This window comes from Streptomyces sp. MZ04 (assembly GCF_004684775.1).
GTDB lineage: Bacteria > Actinomycetota > Actinomycetes > Streptomycetales > Streptomycetaceae > Streptomyces.
On sequence record NZ_SRIC01000207.1, the window covers coordinates 1 to 15,127 of the forward strand.

General features: G+C 69.6%; 14 protein-coding genes and 1 pseudogene. 7 read left to right on the forward strand and 8 right to left on the reverse strand.

Going from position 1 to position 15,127, the window contains the following annotated elements:
- On the reverse strand, positions 1 to 2,569 hold a 2,569-nt coding region (locus E2651_RS31150), incomplete at its 3' end, for a glycoside hydrolase domain-containing protein (RefSeq protein WP_135334596.1).
- A gap of 161 nt (positions 2,570 to 2,730) precedes the next feature.
- Between E2651_RS31150 and E2651_RS31155 the strand changes: the two genes are divergently transcribed.
- The 4 genes from E2651_RS31155 (at position 2,731) to E2651_RS31170 (ending at position 7,593) form a co-directional block, all read left to right on the forward strand.
- Positions 2,731 to 3,864, forward strand: coding sequence for an ROK family transcriptional regulator (locus tag E2651_RS31155; protein WP_167828945.1), 1,134 nt, complete (start codon positions 2,731 to 2,733; stop codon positions 3,862 to 3,864).
- 121 nt (positions 3,865 to 3,985) lie between these two features.
- Entirely contained in the window at positions 3,986 to 4,984 is a 999-nt protein-coding gene (locus E2651_RS31160; protein WP_245239351.1) for an ABC transporter permease subunit, read from the forward strand.
- Positions 4,981 to 5,904: a carbohydrate ABC transporter permease gene (locus tag E2651_RS31165; protein ID WP_135334598.1), complete on the forward strand. Its 924-nt coding sequence runs from the start codon at positions 4,981 to 4,983 to the stop codon at positions 5,902 to 5,904. Before E2651_RS31160 ends, E2651_RS31165 begins: the two co-directional genes overlap by 4 nt.
- A 57-nt stretch (positions 5,905 to 5,961) precedes the next feature.
- Complete coding sequence (locus E2651_RS31170) at positions 5,962 to 7,593, forward strand: extracellular solute-binding protein (protein WP_167828946.1); 1,632 nt, start codon at positions 5,962 to 5,964, stop codon at positions 7,591 to 7,593.
- A 4-nt stretch (positions 7,594 to 7,597) separates the two neighbouring features.
- On the opposite strand, the gene E2651_RS31175 is transcribed toward E2651_RS31170, so the two are convergent.
- Together E2651_RS31175 and E2651_RS31180 are read right to left on the reverse strand one after the other, a co-directional pair.
- Positions 7,598 to 9,034 carry an amino acid permease gene (locus tag E2651_RS31175; RefSeq protein WP_135334608.1) on the reverse strand — a complete coding sequence of 479 codons (1,437 nt, stop codon included), beginning with the start codon at positions 9,032 to 9,034 and terminating at the stop codon, positions 7,598 to 7,600.
- A 152-nt stretch (positions 9,035 to 9,186) separates the two neighbouring features.
- The gene (locus tag E2651_RS31180; RefSeq protein ID WP_135334600.1) at positions 9,187 to 9,648 is read right to left on the reverse strand and encodes a universal stress protein; all 462 of its coding nucleotides are present in this window, start codon (positions 9,646 to 9,648) and stop codon (positions 9,187 to 9,189) included.
- A gap of 118 nt (positions 9,649 to 9,766) precedes the next feature.
- Here E2651_RS31180 and E2651_RS31185 point away from each other — a divergent pair, with 118 nt between their 5' ends.
- Positions 9,767 to 10,612 (forward strand): polysaccharide deacetylase family protein, encoded by an 846-nt coding sequence (locus tag E2651_RS31185; protein WP_135334601.1) that lies wholly within the window; start codon positions 9,767 to 9,769, stop codon positions 10,610 to 10,612.
- Between the two features lie 66 nt (positions 10,613 to 10,678).
- Here the strand turns inward: E2651_RS31185 and E2651_RS31190 are convergent, their stop codons facing one another.
- Complete coding sequence (locus E2651_RS31190; RefSeq protein ID WP_135334602.1) at positions 10,679 to 11,338, reverse strand: class F sortase; 660 nt, start codon at positions 11,336 to 11,338, stop codon at positions 10,679 to 10,681.
- Between the two features lie 350 nt (positions 11,339 to 11,688).
- On the opposite strand from E2651_RS31190, the gene E2651_RS31195 reads away from it, so the two are divergent.
- Positions 11,689 to 12,189, forward strand: a complete 501-nt coding sequence (locus E2651_RS31195) for a hypothetical protein (protein ID WP_135334603.1) — start codon at positions 11,689 to 11,691, stop codon at positions 12,187 to 12,189.
- Positions 12,190 to 12,390: 201 nt separating this feature from the next.
- Here E2651_RS31195 and E2651_RS31205 read toward each other — a convergent pair whose 3' ends face one another.
- Both E2651_RS31205 and E2651_RS31210 read right to left on the reverse strand, forming a co-directional pair.
- Positions 12,391 to 12,936, reverse strand: a complete 546-nt coding sequence (locus tag E2651_RS31205) for a hypothetical protein (protein ID WP_135334604.1) — start codon at positions 12,934 to 12,936, stop codon at positions 12,391 to 12,393.
- A gap of 185 nt (positions 12,937 to 13,121) precedes the next feature.
- On the reverse strand, positions 13,122 to 13,349 hold the full coding sequence (locus E2651_RS31210) for a hypothetical protein (RefSeq protein ID WP_135334605.1): 228 nt from the start codon (positions 13,347 to 13,349) through the stop codon (positions 13,122 to 13,124).
- A 150-nt stretch (positions 13,350 to 13,499) separates the two neighbouring features.
- On the opposite strand from E2651_RS31210, the gene E2651_RS31215 reads away from it, so the two are divergent.
- A complete protein-coding gene (locus tag E2651_RS31215) occupies positions 13,500 to 14,141 on the forward strand; it encodes an HAD family hydrolase (protein ID WP_135334609.1) in 642 nt (213 codons plus the stop codon).
- Position 14,142: 1 nt separating this feature from the next.
- Here E2651_RS31215 and E2651_RS31220 read toward each other — a convergent pair whose 3' ends face one another.
- Positions 14,143 to 14,907, reverse strand: coding sequence for a DUF4239 domain-containing protein (locus tag E2651_RS31220; RefSeq protein WP_135334606.1), 765 nt, complete (start codon positions 14,905 to 14,907; stop codon positions 14,143 to 14,145).
- Between the two features lie 15 nt (positions 14,908 to 14,922).
- Positions 14,923 to 15,127 (reverse strand): annotated as a pseudogene (locus E2651_RS44765) (hypothetical protein); the annotation flags it as partial.

A 15,127-nucleotide genomic window follows, 5' to 3' on the forward strand; every position in this document is an offset into this window, starting at 1 on the left:
GATTCCCCCCGCCCTCCAGCATCTCGCCCATCAGCCCGAACGGAATCCCCGAGATCTCGACGAGCCAGTACGCGGGGTCGGCCCCGGCAGAGCCGTCCACCCCCTCGTAGTCGAAGAGCTCACCCAGCCACAGCCGGTCCACATAGGGCAGCAGCTCCGCGTACAGATTCGCGCTCGAGGCGAACCCATCCGCCTCCCGGAACTGGTTGCACGAGTGCAGATCGACGACCGGCGCCGCTTCCCCGGAAGCGGCAAGCGCCTTGCGGACCCGCTTCATCGTCGTCCGGTCGTACGCCACGTCGTCGAGGTAGAGCCCGTCCACGCCCACCACCCGCCGCAGCCGCTCGATCCCGCACACATAGGAGTTGTGCCAGCGCGAGTCACCGGAGGTGACCACCGCGACATCGCCCACGTCGGGCGCCACCCACCCGGGGACGTAGTCACCGCCCAGATGCTCCCGCAGCCACGCGTGCCCACCACCAGGACCCGGCGCGAAGATCTCGTCCCCGAGCCCGGCGAGCACCGGCAACTCCGGTGTGTGCCGCGTCAGTTCGCGCACGGTGTCGTACACCTTGACCCGGACCCCGAGCCGATGCGCCTCCGCCACGTAGGACCGCAGCGCGTCAGCGCCGAGCAGCGGATCGTTGATGTACGGGTTGGGCGGCGTCGCGTGGTGGAGGTTGGCGACGTTCGCGCCGTACTCGGCGATCTCCGCGGGCGACGCGTACGCGTGGAAGTAGCGCTCGGACAGCTGGCGGCCCGGTTCCAGCGGCTTGAACGGGGTCAGGAGCAGCCGGAACTCGAAGCACCGGCTCTCGCCCGCGCGCAGCGCCAGCGGACCGCTGAAGGCGGTCAGCCGCCGGACCCCGTCCGCCGTCCGCAGCCGCACCCCGCCCATCCCGTCGCCGATCCCGTCGCCCGCCCAGGAACGCGGCGTGCGCAGGGGCTTCTCCCGGTAGTAGTTGGTGTTGAGCGGCCGCGCGTAGTGCTCGTCGCGCAGGCCGAGCTGGAGGCCCGCCGCCGGGTCGCCGAGCCAGAACGCGTCCTGGTTGCGGGTGGGCGTGTTCCAGTTCCAGTCGTACGTCTCCGGGCACGCCCGGCCGGTCAGGCCGAGCCCCATCGCGTACCGCGCGACTTCCTCGCGAACCGGCACGTCGAGCGTCACGTCCAGCTCGGTGTCGGCGGTCGCCTCGACCGTGGCGCGCACGACGAGAAAGCCATCCGCCTCCAACTCGCCCTGGACGGACAGGAGTACGTCCCGTCCAGTCGCCCGCGTGGACCAGCGGCCCCGTGCCGGACCGGCCCGGTCCAGGGTCAGCGGCTCGCGTTCGAGGGGGCGGCCCAGGTCCAGCGTGACCGGCGCGGCGAGCAGCTCACGCGCCGGTCCGTCCGTGCGCGTGACCGACGGCGTGAAGGTGGAGGCGATCCGCCGGGGGAGTCCGTCCGGTCCCAGCTCGACCGTGCGGCCGAGGATCGACAGGCGCTGTCCGTCGATCTCGACGGGGGCGAACGGCGCCACCACCTCGTCGTCCTGCGCGCACGCCGAGTCCAGCCAGCCGAGCCGCGCGAGCCGCCACGGCTCCCCGGCACCGCCGTCGGCGACGACGTCCTCGCCGACGGTGAGCCGCAGCGGCAGGATCCGCTCCGGCAGCGCACACTCCGGGACGCCGGACGCGCGGACGGCGATCTCGCCCTCGTACAGGCCCGGTTCGGCCTCCTCGGGCACCTCCACGCCGAACCACAGCGCGCCCGCCCGCCCCGCGTCGAGACCGAAGGGCCGCTCGAAGGACCGGCCCCGCGCGTCGGTGCCGCCCGTGCTGAGGCACCGCACGGCGAAGGGCAGCCCGCGGATCTCGGCGCAGACGTCCGTCAGGTCCCCGAGCGCGTACACGCCCACCTGCACCGCGTGGAACTCCCCGCGGTCGGCCGTGACCGCGTGCGGTGCGAAGGGAGTGGCCAGCGCCCAGCGCGCCGGCAGCCGGTGGTAGCGGCCGAGTGGATGTGTCCGGTCCTCGCCGAAGAGGAGGAACCGCTCGGCGGCGTACGCCTGTTGGAGGCGAGCGCGCTCTTCCGCCGTCGCCGCGAAGCCCAGCGGTGCGAACGAGTCGACCGCGCTCGCCGCCTCGTACCCGAAGGCCTCGGCGCGCGGCAGCTTCTCCCACCCGGCGGCGTCGTGCAGCCCGCAGCGGTGGACCCAGCCGGGGTCGGCGGTCCTGGTCGGCCGGCGGTAGTCGGCCTGCGGGTAGTAGGGCTTGCCCGTGTGCGCGTACGGGAGATAGTGCACGGCGTAGGTGCCGGGGCCGTCCACCGGCTCGAAGGCGATGCGCCCCGCCTCGTCGGTCACCTCCAGGGCCACCGTGTTGCGGACGCGCTCGCCGGACGGGCCCACGACGATCACGTCGACGGACGCGGGGTCCGGATCCTGGCGCCGCCACGGGAGTTCGGCCGCGACGGCGGGCGCTGTCGTGTCGGTGGCGTCCGCGCGTACGAGAAGCCGGTGGTTGCCGTAGACGTCGCTGTCCCAGGAGCCGATCCCGCATGCCAGCTCCGGATGACCAGTCTCACCCATCTGTGCTCCCCCAAGGGCGCTGTTTATTAGGTAAGTTTCTCAATCGCTCCGGGTCACACTGGAGATCAACCGATCGCGATGTCAAGGGGGACGCCTTGAATCGGGGAGCCCAGGCGGGGGAGTCCATGAAGCAGCCGGGGGAGTCCATGAAGGGGGAACCCATGAGTGGAGACCCGTCGCTGCTGCGCCGCCTCAACGCGGCGGCCGCCCTGCGCGTGCTGCGCGAGCGCGACGACATCACCGTGCCCGAACTCGCCGCGCTGATCGGCGTCTCGCGGCCCACGGCGCAGGACCTCACGGCCCAGCTCCTTCGCGAGGGCCGCCTGGTGGAGCTCAGGCCAGGCAGCGGAAGCGTGGGCAGGCCCGCCCGCAGATTCCGCTTCCGGGCCGAGGCCGCCCATGTGCTCGGCGTGGACATCGGCGCGCACAAGATCCTGGTGCACGCCGCCGACCTGCTCGGCCGCACCGTGGCCACCCAGCGCGTCGCCGTCACGCCCGAACTGCCGGGGCCCCGGCGCCTGGACGCCGTCCGCGAGGCGATCGCGGGCTGTCTGGCCCAGCCGGCGGCGGCAGGCGTGCGCCCGCTGGCCACCGGCGTAGGCACCAGCGGCATGGTGGACGCGGCGGGACGGGTGGTGGAGAGCGACTCGCTGCCGGACTGGACGGGCCGCGACCTGACCCGCGAGCTCGCCGACGACAGCCACGGCCCCGTCGTGGTGGGCAACGACATCCAGCTCGCGACCCTCGCCGAGTGCACCGGGGGAGTGTCGGTCGGCGCCCGCGACTGCGTGTACCTGTACGTCGGCAACCGCCTGGGCATCGGCCTGTGGCTGCGCGGCGAGCTGCACCGCGGACACCACGGCGCGGCGGGCGAGATGGTCGCCGGGGACGGCTGGGGGAACTGCTACCAGCGGCTTCTCGACTGGTTCGCGGGCCACGAGGGCGCGGACCGGCCCACCCGCGAGAACGCGGCACGGGCGGTGGTGACCGCCGCGGCGGCCGGTGACGGCGGCGCCCGCTACACGCTGCGCGCCTTCGCCGAGGCGCTCGCCGACAGCCTGGCCCGCCATGTCGCCGTCCTCGACCCGCAGTCCGTGGTGCTCGGCGGCGGCATCTCCCGTGCGGGCGCCCTGCTCAGCGAGCCGTTCGCGGAGCGGCTCGGCGCGCTCTCGCCGTACGCGCCGACGGTGCAAACTTCCGTACTCGGCGAGGAATCGACCGCAATCGGGGCAGCTCGTCTCGCACTGGAACACATCGATCACGCCGCGCGGAAAAGTCCAACTCTCCAGGACTGACAGGTGGTTGACGGACGGGAGCCGCGCTTCGATGATGTGGCTCTCATTCGGCAAGTTGGCTTCCTAATTAGCCGGATGCCGACTTCCCTATTCCGTCGTGCCGTCAGGCCAGGGAGTACGTGTGACATCCCCAGCAACGAAGCGCAGGCCCAAGGCCGCGTCGCCACCACCCGCGTCCGTCGCGAAAACACAGGGCCCGCAGCGCCACCGTCGCGTCCCGCTCCGCGTCCGCCTGCGGAACAACTGGGTGATGCTCGCCCTGATGGCCCCGGGCCTGCTCTTCTTCCTGGTCTTCTTCTACGTGCCGATGTTCGGCAACATCGTCGCCTTCCAGGACTACCAGCCCTTCATCGGCTTCAAGGAAAGCCCGCTGGTCGGCCTCGCCAACTTCCAGGAGCTCTTCGCCGACCCCGCGTTCTGGGAGGCGGTGCGCAACACCCTGGCCTTCGCCGCGCTCCAGCTGATCTTCTTCTTCCCGGCGCCGCTGGCCCTCGCCCTGCTGATCAACAGCCTGGTCAGCCCGCGCATCAAGAAGTTCGTGCAGAGCGTCGTGTATCTGCCGCACTTCATCTCCTGGGTGCTCGTCGTCGCGCTCTTCCAGCAAGTCCTCGGCGGCGCGGGCCTGTTGAGCAACTACCTGCGTGACCACGGCATGTCGGCCCTGGACGTGATGACCGACCCCGGCACCTTCCCGCTCCTCATCACCGGGCAGGTGATCTGGAAGGACATCGGCTGGGGCATGATCATTTACCTGGCGGCGCTCGCGAGCGTCGACCAGTCCCTGTACGAGTCGGCGGCCGTCGACGGCGCCGGACGCTGGCGCCGTATGTGGCACGTGACCCTGCCCGCGGTGCGCGGCGTCACGATCATGCTGCTCGTGCTCCGCCTCGGCGACGTGCTGTCCGTCGGCTTCGAGCAGTTCCTGCTCCAGCGCGACGCGGTCGGCGCCCGCGCCTCTGAAGTCCTCGACACGTACATCTACTACCACGGCGTCGTCTACGGCGACTGGGGCGTCGGCGCCGCCGCCGGCCTGGTCAAGGGAGTCGTCGGAGCCCTGATGATCTACGGCGCCAACAAGGTCGCCCACGCCTTCGGAGAGCACGGGGTGTACAGCAAATGAGCAGCTTCGGATCCCCCCTGCGCACCCGCGCGGCCCGCGAGGAGCGGCCCGCCTGGGAAGAGCCGCCGACGAAGATCGGCTCGACCGCCAAGGCCGTCGTCATCACCGTCCTGTGCGCCGTGATGATCCTGCCGTTCGTCACGGTCCTCTCCACCAGCCTGGCCTCCCGCAAGGAGATAACCGAGGCGGGCGGCTTCGTCCTCTTCCCCACGGAGCCGACCCTGGACGCGTACCGCACGATCCTCTCCGGCGGCATCGTCTCGCGCGCCGTCGTCGTCAGCGTCCTGATCACGCTGGTCGGCACGGCCCTCTCGCTCCTGACGACGATCGCCCTCGCCTACGCCCTCAGCAAGCGCGGCGTCCCCGGCAGCAAGCCGATCCTCCTGATGGTCCTGTTCACGCTGCTCTTCGTGCCGGGCATGGTCCCGATGTACGTCGTGGTCAAGGAGCTCGGACTCCTGGACTCCTACTGGTCGTTGATCCTCCCCGTCATGATCAACGCGTTCAATCTGGTCGTCCTGCGCGCGTTCTTCATGAACATCCCCGAGGAGCTCTACCAGGCGGCGCGGATCGACGGCGCGGGCGACTGGCGGATCCTGACCCGCATCGTGCTCCCGCTCTCCAAAGGCGTCGTCGCCGTCGTCGGCCTCTTCTACGCGGTGACGTACTGGAACGCCTTCTTCAACGCGATGCTCTACCTCAACGACTCGGGCAAGTGGCCCATCCAACTGGTCCTGCGCACCTACGTCGTCCAGGGCAAGTCCATCACGGGCGACCAGCTGGGCGTCACGAACATGCCGCCCCAGCAGTCGATCTCCATGGCCGTCGTCATGATCGCGCTCATCCCGATCCTGCTGCTCTTCCCGTTCCTGCAGAAGTACTTCACCAAGGGCGTGCTCACCGGCGCCATCAAGGGCTGAACCCCCCCCCGTCCCTTCCAGACCCTGACACCCTTCGCGGAGATTCCCATGACAGGCATGTCCCGACGCACCTTCCTCAGCCTCTCCACCGCCGTCGCCGCCGGCGCGGCCGCCACCTCGCTGACGGCCTGCGGCTCGTCGACGAAGAAGTCGGGCGAGGCGGCATCGTCGAAGGTGAAGCTGCCTTCGTACGTTCCCTTCGCCGGTATCAGTCCCGACCTGGCGCCGAACGCGAAGGGACTCTCGGCGGGATTCCTGTCGTACCCCAAGGAGCTGGTGCAGAGCGTCGCCAAGACCCCGGGCGACGGCTCGAAGATCACGATGCTCACGGAGATCTGGACACAGCCGCCGACCCCCAAGGGCTCCAACGCCTACTGGAAGAAGCTGGACAAGGAACTCGGCGTCGACCTGACCGCGATCCTGGGCACCGACCCCGGCTACGAGGAGAAGTTCTCCGCGGTCGTCGCGGGCGGCGACCTGCCCGACCTGCTGTGGATCCCGCCCAACCAGGGCATCCAGCACATCGCCGAACTCCTCGAGGCCAAGTGCGCTGACATCACCGAGTACGTCTCGGGCGACGCGGTGAAGAGGTATCCGAACCTCGCCGCGATGACGCCCGCGCACTGGAAGACGGCCGTGGTGAACGGCAAGATCTGGGGCGCGCCCGTCCCGTACCCCGCGTTCGGCCAGGTCTACGGCGGCAACCCGAAGGTCTGGGCGAAGGCGGACGGCATCCAGGCGAGCAGCCCGGACGAGTTCCTCGCCAAGTGCAAGGAGGTCACCGGCGGGAAGACCTGGGCCCTTGAACCGATCTACGTCAACACGGCCAGCGTGATGAGCCAGTGTTTCGGCGCCCCCAACAAGTGGCGCCAGAACAAGGACGGTTCGCTCACCTGGTTCCAGGACACCGACGAGTACCTGGAAGCCCTCAACTTCGTTCTGAAGCTGAAGAAGGCCGGGGTGTTCTACCCGGGTAACCCGAAGATGGCCGACGCGTACATCAAGATGGCGCAGGGCTCGATCGGCGCCTGCGTCTTCGCGAACCCCTTCAACGCCCGCAAGGAAACCCGCGTCCAGGACCCCGAGCTTGCCGCCGAGATCCTGATCCCCTTCGCCGCGGGCGGCCGGAAGCCCCACCATCACTACCACCTGGGCACCATCGGCTACACCGCCGTCAAGAAGGGCGACGAGAAGCGGGTGCGCATGCTGCTCGACGTCCTGAACTACCTGGCGGCGCCCTTCGGCAGCAAGGAGCGCGAGTTCCTCGAATACGGCACCGAGGGCGAGGACTTCACGTACGACAAGAACGGCTTCCCCACCCGCACCAAGCAGGGCAAGCAGCAGGTCGAGGGCCTCTTCAGCGGGCTGCAGACGTCGACGACCTCGCCGTTCGCGATCATCGCGTCGAGCTTCCCCGGCGATGAGCGCGCCCAGGACGTCAAGGACGTCTACGCCGTCGAGAAGAAGCTCCTGGAGACCGCCATCCAGAACCCAGTGGTCGGCCACTACTCCGACGCGTACACGCAGCACTACGGCCGTATGCAGACCGAGGCCACGGACCTCGTCAACGACATCGTCAGCGGCCGCAAGAAGCTGAGCGAGTGGAAGCCGTTCTGGGCGGAGTGGAAGAACAAGGGCCTGGACCAGATGGCCAAGGAGTTCGCGCGCTCGATCGAGAAGAGCGCCTGAGCCGCTAGGGCAGCGTCTTGTCCTGCACGTCGGCCTTGGCGAGCTCCGACTTCCGGTACGAGTACCCGAAGTACACGACGAGGCCGACGACGAACCACACGGCGAACCGCACCCAGGTCTGCCACTGCAGGAACGTGATCAGCCAGATGGAGAAGACGACCCCGATCGCCGGCACCACCGGCATTCCGGGGCAGCGGAACGTCCGCGGCAGATCGGGCTGCCTGTAGCGCAGCACGATCACCGCGACGCACACCACGACGAACGCCAGCAGGATGCCGATGTTGGTCAGCTCGGCCGCCTCGCCGATCGGCAGGAACCCGGCGATGGCGGCCGACGCGAACCCGACGATCCAGGTCACGCGCGTCGGCACATGCCGGGTCTTGTGCGTCTTGGCGAACCACTTCGGCAGCAGCCCGTCGCGCGACATGCTGAACCACACGCGGGTCACGCCGAGCATGAACGTGAACATCACGGTGAGGATGCCGATGATCGCGCCGACCGCGATGACATCGGCGAGACCACCGAGCCCCACGGACTTGAAGGCGGTGGAGAACCCGCTCTCCGGGTCGATGTCCTTGTAGCTCTGCATGCCGGTGAGGACGAGGCACGCGAGTACGTACAGCACCATCGAGATGGCGAGGGAGTAGAGGATCGCCTTGGGCATGTGGCGCTGGGCGTCCTTGGACTCCTCGGCGGCCGTACTCATGGCGTCGTAACCGAACACGGCAAAAAACACTGTGGCCGCACCGGTGAACGCACCGCTGACCCCGAAGGGGAAGAACGGGCTGTAGTTGTCGGTGTTGATGTGGAAGAACCCGACCGCGATCACCACGATCACGACGATGACCTTCAGGATCACGACGACCATCTCGAACCGCGCCGCGTTCTTGATGCCGAGGGTCAGCAGATACGCGATGAGCAGGCACAGGACCGCCGCGAACAGGTCGACCTTGTGACCGTCGCCCGTCCCCGGCGCGCCCAGCATCCAGTTGGGGAGCTCGGCGCCCATGTCGTTGAGCAGGAAGTTGAAGTAGCCGGAGATGCCGATCGCGACCACCGCCACGATCGCGGTGTACTCCAGGAGCAGGTCCCAGCCGATGAACCAGCCGGCGAGTTCGCCGAGCACCACATAGCCGTACGTGTAAGCCGATCCGGCCTTCGGGATGAGGCCCGCGAACTCGGCGTACGAGAAGGCGGCTGCCGCGCTCGCGATGCCGGCGATGAGGAAGGAGATGAGGACGGCGGGTCCGGCCGTGCCGTTGGCGACCGTTCCGGCGAGGGTGAAGATCCCCGCGCCGATGATGCCGCCGACGCCGATCGCCGTGAGCTGCCACAGACCGAGCGACCGGGAGAGGCCGCCGGCCGCTCCCGACTCGGTCTCTTCGATGTGTTCGATGGGCTTGCGGCGCAGCACGCCCTGCCCCATACGGAGTCCCGCCATGAGCTCCACCTCTTCGCAGACGGCCATGGGCTGATGGCGGATCATGATGGCGCAGGCGGGCGCACGACGATAGACGCCACACCTCTCCCCTCACATATGTGAGGGTTCAGCACTCTGGCGGGCGACGGCTACGGCTACGGCTACGGCTACGGCTACGGCACGACGGTGACGGGCCAGCGGCCCGCCTTGACCAGACGTACCGCGACCGATCCGACGATCCGGTGCCCGGCCTGCTCGGAGGCGCCGACGACCACGGCATCGGCCTTGAGGTCGTCCGCCGCCTTGACCAGACCGCCGTAGGGGTCGCCGCGGAAGGTGTGGAACTCCCAGCGCACGTCGAATATCCCCTTCACCCGCTCGGTCGCCGCCCGGATCTCGGCGATCAGGCCCTCGGCGATCTCGTCGGTCGTCTCGGCGACGGGGGCGCCGAGCGCGGCACCGGCGGCCATCACCGGCTGGACGTAGACGACGGCGAGCAGAGCGCGCTGCCGCCGGGCGAGGCCTCCGGCGTACGCGGCGGCCCGGAGCGACGAGTCCGAGCCGTCGACGCCGACGACGATCACCTTCGGGCCGTCGGTACCGCGTTCGAACTGGTGAGAGTGGTCTTCGGTCACAGCGCAGAGGTTACCCACCCGGCCCTGGAGCCGTCGCCGCTGGTCGGATCGGGTGCAATCGCGGCCCGCCATGGTGTTGCTGGTCCGCGCGGGACTTCCGCCATGCGACGGATTAGTCATGAAAAAGTATCAAATGTCTCCAGGGCGCCGCGCATTGTTGCGCGGCGCCGCTGTCCTCGGTCTGGCCGCCACCGCCGGCTGCGTGGGCACGGAACGGCCCGGCACGCCAGGACCCAAGGCCACCGGCGGGGCGGCGGCCGGCGGACCGCCCGCCGCGCGCGCCCTCAAACCGTCCGCATACCGCCTCCAGCCCATCGCCGGCTACGGGCCGCCGCACGCCGCCCGCGCCCTGCCGCGCGTACGTCGTGCGCCGATCCTGCGCATGGACACGAAGGACCGCAGCATGGTGCTGACCTTCGACGACGGGCCCGACCCCCGCTACACCCCGGGCATCCTGCGCACCCTGCGCCGGTACGACGTCCGCGCCATGTTCTTCGTGTGCGGGGAGATGGCGGTCGACAACAAGGACCTGCTGCGCGAGATGGCCGACGACGGGCATCTGATCGGCAACCACACCTGGACCCATCCGCTCCTGCCGAAGATGAACAGGAGCGCGATGCGCGAGGAGATCGAGCGCACCTGCGAGGTCGTCGACGACGCCGTCGGCGAACCCCCCGCCTGGTTCCGCGCCCCCTACGGGGCCTGGAACCGCAACGCCTTCCAGCTGGGCGCCGACCTGGGCATGGAGCCGCTCGCCTGGACGGTCGACACCCTGGACTGGACCGAGCCGGGCACCGCCACGATCGTCCGGCGCGTGCGCAGAGGCGCGGGTCCCGGAGTCGTGGTGCTTTCGCACGACGCGGGCGGCGACCGCTCCCAGAGCGTCGAAGCCCTGCGGACGTACCTTCCGGAACTCATCGACTCGGGTTACCGCATTACGGTGCCGAGCCGCCATTCGATGTAGGCCGGGCTTTCGATGTAGGCCGGGCTTTCGCCCGCCCTGTGATGTGTGCTGCCGGCGAGATCGCCGTCAGCCCCGCACATCCACAAGGCGGGCGAAAACGACGACGTTCCCGTTGTATCCGGCCTGTTTGGAGAATCCGCCGCCACAGGTGATGACCCGGAGTTCCGGGGCTCCCTTGTCGCCGTAGACGCGATCTCCGGGGAAATTGTTCTTCTCGAACACGTCGATGCCGTAGATCTCGAAGACCGCGGTCTTGCGGTCGCTGCGCAGTACCTCGACGCGATTTCCCTTCTTCAGCGAACCAAGGCCGTAGAAGACGGCGGGCCCCTGCTGGTTGTCGACATGGCCGACGATCACGGCTGTGCCCTTCTCGCCCGGCGACACCGCACCGGTGAACCAGCCGGCCAGGTTCGGGTCCTGCGGCGGCGGCGCGTCGACCCACCCCTCCATGTCGAGCCCCACAGGCATGACCGGCGCGTCCACCCGGATCCCCTTGATCTGGATCCGGTCGGCGGGCGAGAACGTCAGCGGTGCGACGCCCTTCACGGCCTTGTCGGGTGCCTGGTCCGCCGCGGCGGCCGAAGCGGGCTGCGGCGGCCCCACGTCGAATTCCCCTGAGCCATTCCGGATCAGCGCGAGGCCGGTCAGCAGAACAAGCGCCATCACGCCCCAGGGCGCGCGCTTACTCTGCCTTTGCTCCTCTTCGGCCGGCTGGGACGAAGGCATTCTCTGATCCCCTCTCAACGCGGCTTTCGAACCGCGTCCGTTGCGCGTACGAGAACGCTAAGCGCGGCGCGCGCGGTGAGCGACAGAGCGGGAGCGAACGGGTGGCGGCCATACCGGGCGTGCGCCATCCGAGTCGACCCGGAAACTTATTTTCTGACGGTCCGTGACCTGCGGCAATATCGGCTTGCGCCTTCGCCCTTCGGCGTGTCGCCTCACCAGTACGGCCGATTCCCGAAATGCGGCTCTGTGCAAGGCATCTGAGGGTCTGTCTGGGAGGCGTTCTCGCCGATCGACCGGGGACGGTTTCCCCGGGGCGTCTTCCGCGGAGGATTCACATGCGTACTTCTCGTATGCGTACCGCTCGTGCTCTGGCGGTCGCTGTGACCGCGGGTACGGTCTTGGGGCTCGCCGCCCCGGTCGCTTCGGCCTGGGACGACCCGAAGAACATCGTGGCCATGCCCAGCGTGATCCCCAGGGGCGGGCACCTGACGGTGACCGTCGAGGGCAAGTCCTGCATGACCCCCGGCAGCAAGATCACGTCGGACGCCTTCCCGGACGCGCAGCTGACGCCGACGGCGTCTGGTGGCAGCGCGACCGCGATCATCCACAAACACGCCACTCCGGGTGCGCACAACATCACCGCGCACTGCGGCAGCAAGCCCCCGCTGACCAAGCCCGCCGCGTTCACCGTCATCCACGGCGGTGTCCGAGGCGGTCTCGGCGGCAGCTCCACCACGGGTGCGACCAGCACCGACATGGCGATCGGCGGGGGCCTCGTGGCTGCCGCGGTGATCGGCGGCGGTGTGTTCTGGCTGCGGCGCCGTTCGGAGAACGCGAGCCGCGGCATCTGACGGCACGTTCTTGTGCGGCACGTTCCTGTGCGGCACGTTCTTGTGCGGCACGTTCTTGTGCGGCACGTTCCTGTGCGGTTCGTTCCGCCTCCCTGACCGGCGCGTCCCCCTTCCGCGCCGGTCGGGCGTGTGCCGCACGCCGCCGCCCGGCCGCCGACCAGATCGGTCGGCGACCGGGCGGCAGCCCGTGCGGTGGGAGGGTCAGGAGTTGTCGTCGCCCGTGCGGCGGCGCGTCCAGTAGTACGCGGTGCCGAGCGTGCCCACGATCAGGGCGCCGCCCAGAGCGATCTCGTGCAGATCGAGACCGCCGAAGCTGCCGCCGACTCCGGCCTTCACACCCCGGTGGACGGGGGTGGTGGGGTTCATGGTCGGGTGGTGTGTGGGACGCCCCGTGGCGATGGTGAGATCCGTCGTCCCCTTCTCGCCCTTGCAGTCGAAGGTCACCTCGTACATCGCACCCGGTTTGGCGTCAGGGAAGACCTGGGCGTTGACCGATTGCCGGCCCTTGGGGATATGGGCGTCGTCGAAGACCCCGGAGGTGACCGTGGTGTCTCCTTCGCAGCCGTCCACGCTGAGCGTGACCTGGCCGCCCGCGGCGATCGTCGACGGGGTGACGTGGAAGCCGAACGACGTGTTGTTGTTGTTGTTGTTCGTGTCGCCGTCGTCCGCGACGGCCGCGGTGGGGGCGGTGAGGGTCAGGGCGGTGGCGGCGAGCAGAGCGGCCGAGGCGACGCGTATCGCGCGCATGATGATTCCTCCGGGTCCCCGAGGAGCAGCCGCGGACCTTCTTCCGCTTGCACCTGAAATGCACCTCGATGCCCGAAACGCTAGGCAGGGACCCGGGCGGCCGCGATCGCTGTCGCGCGAACGGGGCAACCACGTGGGCCGGACAGGGGAACGGGCCGGGGTGTCGCGGCCCCGGTGACGGGATATCAGGGCGTCGGCGGTGTAGCGGCCCACACGTGCGGCCCGCCGCCGCGCCACTCCACCAGATGCGGGTCGTCGAGCACCATGTCGGCGTCGCCGAGTCCCGTGCGGCGCAGAAACTCCACCAGCTCCCGGTCGTCGTGGGCGACACCGACGGGCCGCCCCCGCACGGTGACCCGCCGTCCGCCGTCGGAAGCGGGCGGGTGGACGATGATGGGTGTCTGCCAGGCCATGCCACAAGAGTGCGCCGCGCGGGCTCGCGGCGCAGCCCGGTTTACGGACGTACGAGCTATCGAGGGGCCGGCTGCTCTCTCGAACACACGGAGAGGCCTGCGCGGCGCACGGCCACGGCCGCGCGCCGGAGTCCTAGGCTACGGACGATGATGATCGAGACCGTGGTGTTCGGCGTGGGGGAGACCCTCACGAAAGATGACCGCTACTGGGCGTCCTGGGCGGACTGGCTCGGCGTGCCCCGGCACACCGTCTCCGCGCTCGTGGGAGGTGTGGTCACACGGGGGCAGGACCATGCCGACGCGCTGCGGCTGCTCAGTCCGGACATGGACGTCGCCGCCGCGTACCACGCCCGTGAGGTCGCGGGACGCGGTGAGCACCTGGGCGAGACCGACCTCTATCCCGATGTGCGCCCCGCGCTGGGCGGGTTGCGGAAACAGGGGATCCGCGTCGTCGTCGCCGGGAACCAGAGTCCCCGCGCGGGCGAGCTGCTGCGCGACCTGGACCTGCCCGCCGACCTCGTCGTCATGTCGGAGGAGTGGGGCGTGGCGAAGCCCGATCCCTCGTTCTTCGCGCGCGTCGCCGAGGTCGCGCAGGCCGCGCCGGAGCGGACCGTGTACGTCGGTGACCACCCCGCACACGACATCTACCCGGCGAAGGCGGCGGGCCTGCGCGCGGCGCACATCCGGCGCGGGCCCTGGGGCCATTGGTGGGCCGACGACCCGACCGTCGTCCAGGCGGCGGACTGGCGGATCGACAACCTCACCCAGTTGGCGTCGATCATCGCGGGCTGAATCAGCCCCCTAGGTTGTCGAAGAGAACCCGGAACGGATCCGTGCTGGCCGAGATGCCTCGGCTGTAGGGCGCGTCGAAGTCCCAGATCAGGAAGAGCAGGAAGGCAAACAGGGCCGAGAAGAGCCCGGCCAGGATCAGTTCGCGCGCGGTGCGGCGGATCTGCAGGGCGAAGATCATGCCGATGGTCACCAGGCCGCCGATGATCAGGCCGAACCACACCACGCCGGGCATGGTGGCACCCGCGCTGCCGCCACGGGCGCTGCGGGCGTCGTCGGCGGCGGCGACCGAGTCGACCAGCGGCTGGTAGGCCTGCGCCTCGAAGTCGGACTTGGGTTCGTAGTCGGTCACGTCGTGGCGGACCCGGGTGAGCAACTGCTTTCCTCGGTCCGTGAGTTCGCCGTTCTCGGCCATGCTGTCCCACTCCGTGTTCACCACGTAGCCGACATACGCGCGGACGTCGGTGCGGATACGGTCCCGGACCTCCTCCGGATAGACCCGAGCCCGTTCGGAGACCTCGTGCAGGGCCTGGGCCTCGGCGTGGACGTGGTCCTCGGCGACGCTGCGGGCCTCCCAGACCCCGGCGATGGCCAGACCGAGGACGATCGCGTACACCACGCCGATCATCATCGTCATGTACTCGATGACGTCCGGCGTCTCCGAGGCGTCGTAATCCGGACTCGTCCTGCGGTGCCGCAGGAAGGCGATGACGAGGACGACGCCGCATGCGGCGAGCATCGCGAGGGTGAGAACAAGCCATTCCGACATGGGACCTCCGGCGGTTCAGCGCGGCCGCAGCGCGGCGGCGGCGAGCACCGCGGGCGCGGTGACGAGCAGGGTGAGCGAGACCAGGGACGGGCCGCTGCGGGGCGGCGTCTTGCGGGGCGCTGCGTGGTACGAGGGGTAACTCACCGGAGTCGGTGAGGGTTTGGGGCGGACGGTCGGTGTGGGCTTCGGCGTCGGAGTGGGCTCGGGAGCGGCCGGGGGC

Excerpts from the sequence above, each read along its gene's own strand:
- E2651_RS31155 (WP_167828945.1), top strand. The coding sequence starts at position 2,731 with ATGAGTGGAGACCCGTCGCTGCTGCGCCGCCTCAACGCGGCGGCCGCC.
- E2651_RS31205 (WP_135334604.1), bottom strand. The coding sequence starts at position 12,936 with ATGCGCGCGATACGCGTCGCCTCGGCCGCTCTGCTCGCCGCCACCGCC.
- E2651_RS31165 (WP_135334598.1), top strand. The coding sequence starts at position 4,981 with ATGAGCAGCTTCGGATCCCCCCTGCGCACCCGCGCGGCCCGCGAGGAG.
- E2651_RS31210 (WP_135334605.1), bottom strand. The coding sequence starts at position 13,349 with ATGGCCTGGCAGACACCCATCATCGTCCACCCGCCCGCTTCCGACGGC.
- E2651_RS31175 (WP_135334608.1), bottom strand. The coding sequence starts at position 9,034 with ATGGCGGGACTCCGTATGGGGCAGGGCGTGCTGCGCCGCAAGCCCATC.
- E2651_RS31215 (WP_135334609.1), top strand. The coding sequence starts at position 13,500 with ATGATCGAGACCGTGGTGTTCGGCGTGGGGGAGACCCTCACGAAAGAT.
- E2651_RS31185 (WP_135334601.1), top strand. The coding sequence starts at position 9,767 with ATGAAAAAGTATCAAATGTCTCCAGGGCGCCGCGCATTGTTGCGCGGC.
- E2651_RS31170 (WP_167828946.1), top strand. The coding sequence starts at position 5,962 with ATGTCCCGACGCACCTTCCTCAGCCTCTCCACCGCCGTCGCCGCCGGC.
- E2651_RS31220 (WP_135334606.1), bottom strand. The coding sequence starts at position 14,907 with ATGTCGGAATGGCTTGTTCTCACCCTCGCGATGCTCGCCGCATGCGGC.
- E2651_RS31190 (WP_135334602.1), bottom strand. The coding sequence starts at position 11,338 with ATGCCTTCGTCCCAGCCGGCCGAAGAGGAGCAAAGGCAGAGTAAGCGC.
- E2651_RS31195 (WP_135334603.1), top strand. The coding sequence starts at position 11,689 with ATGCGTACCGCTCGTGCTCTGGCGGTCGCTGTGACCGCGGGTACGGTC.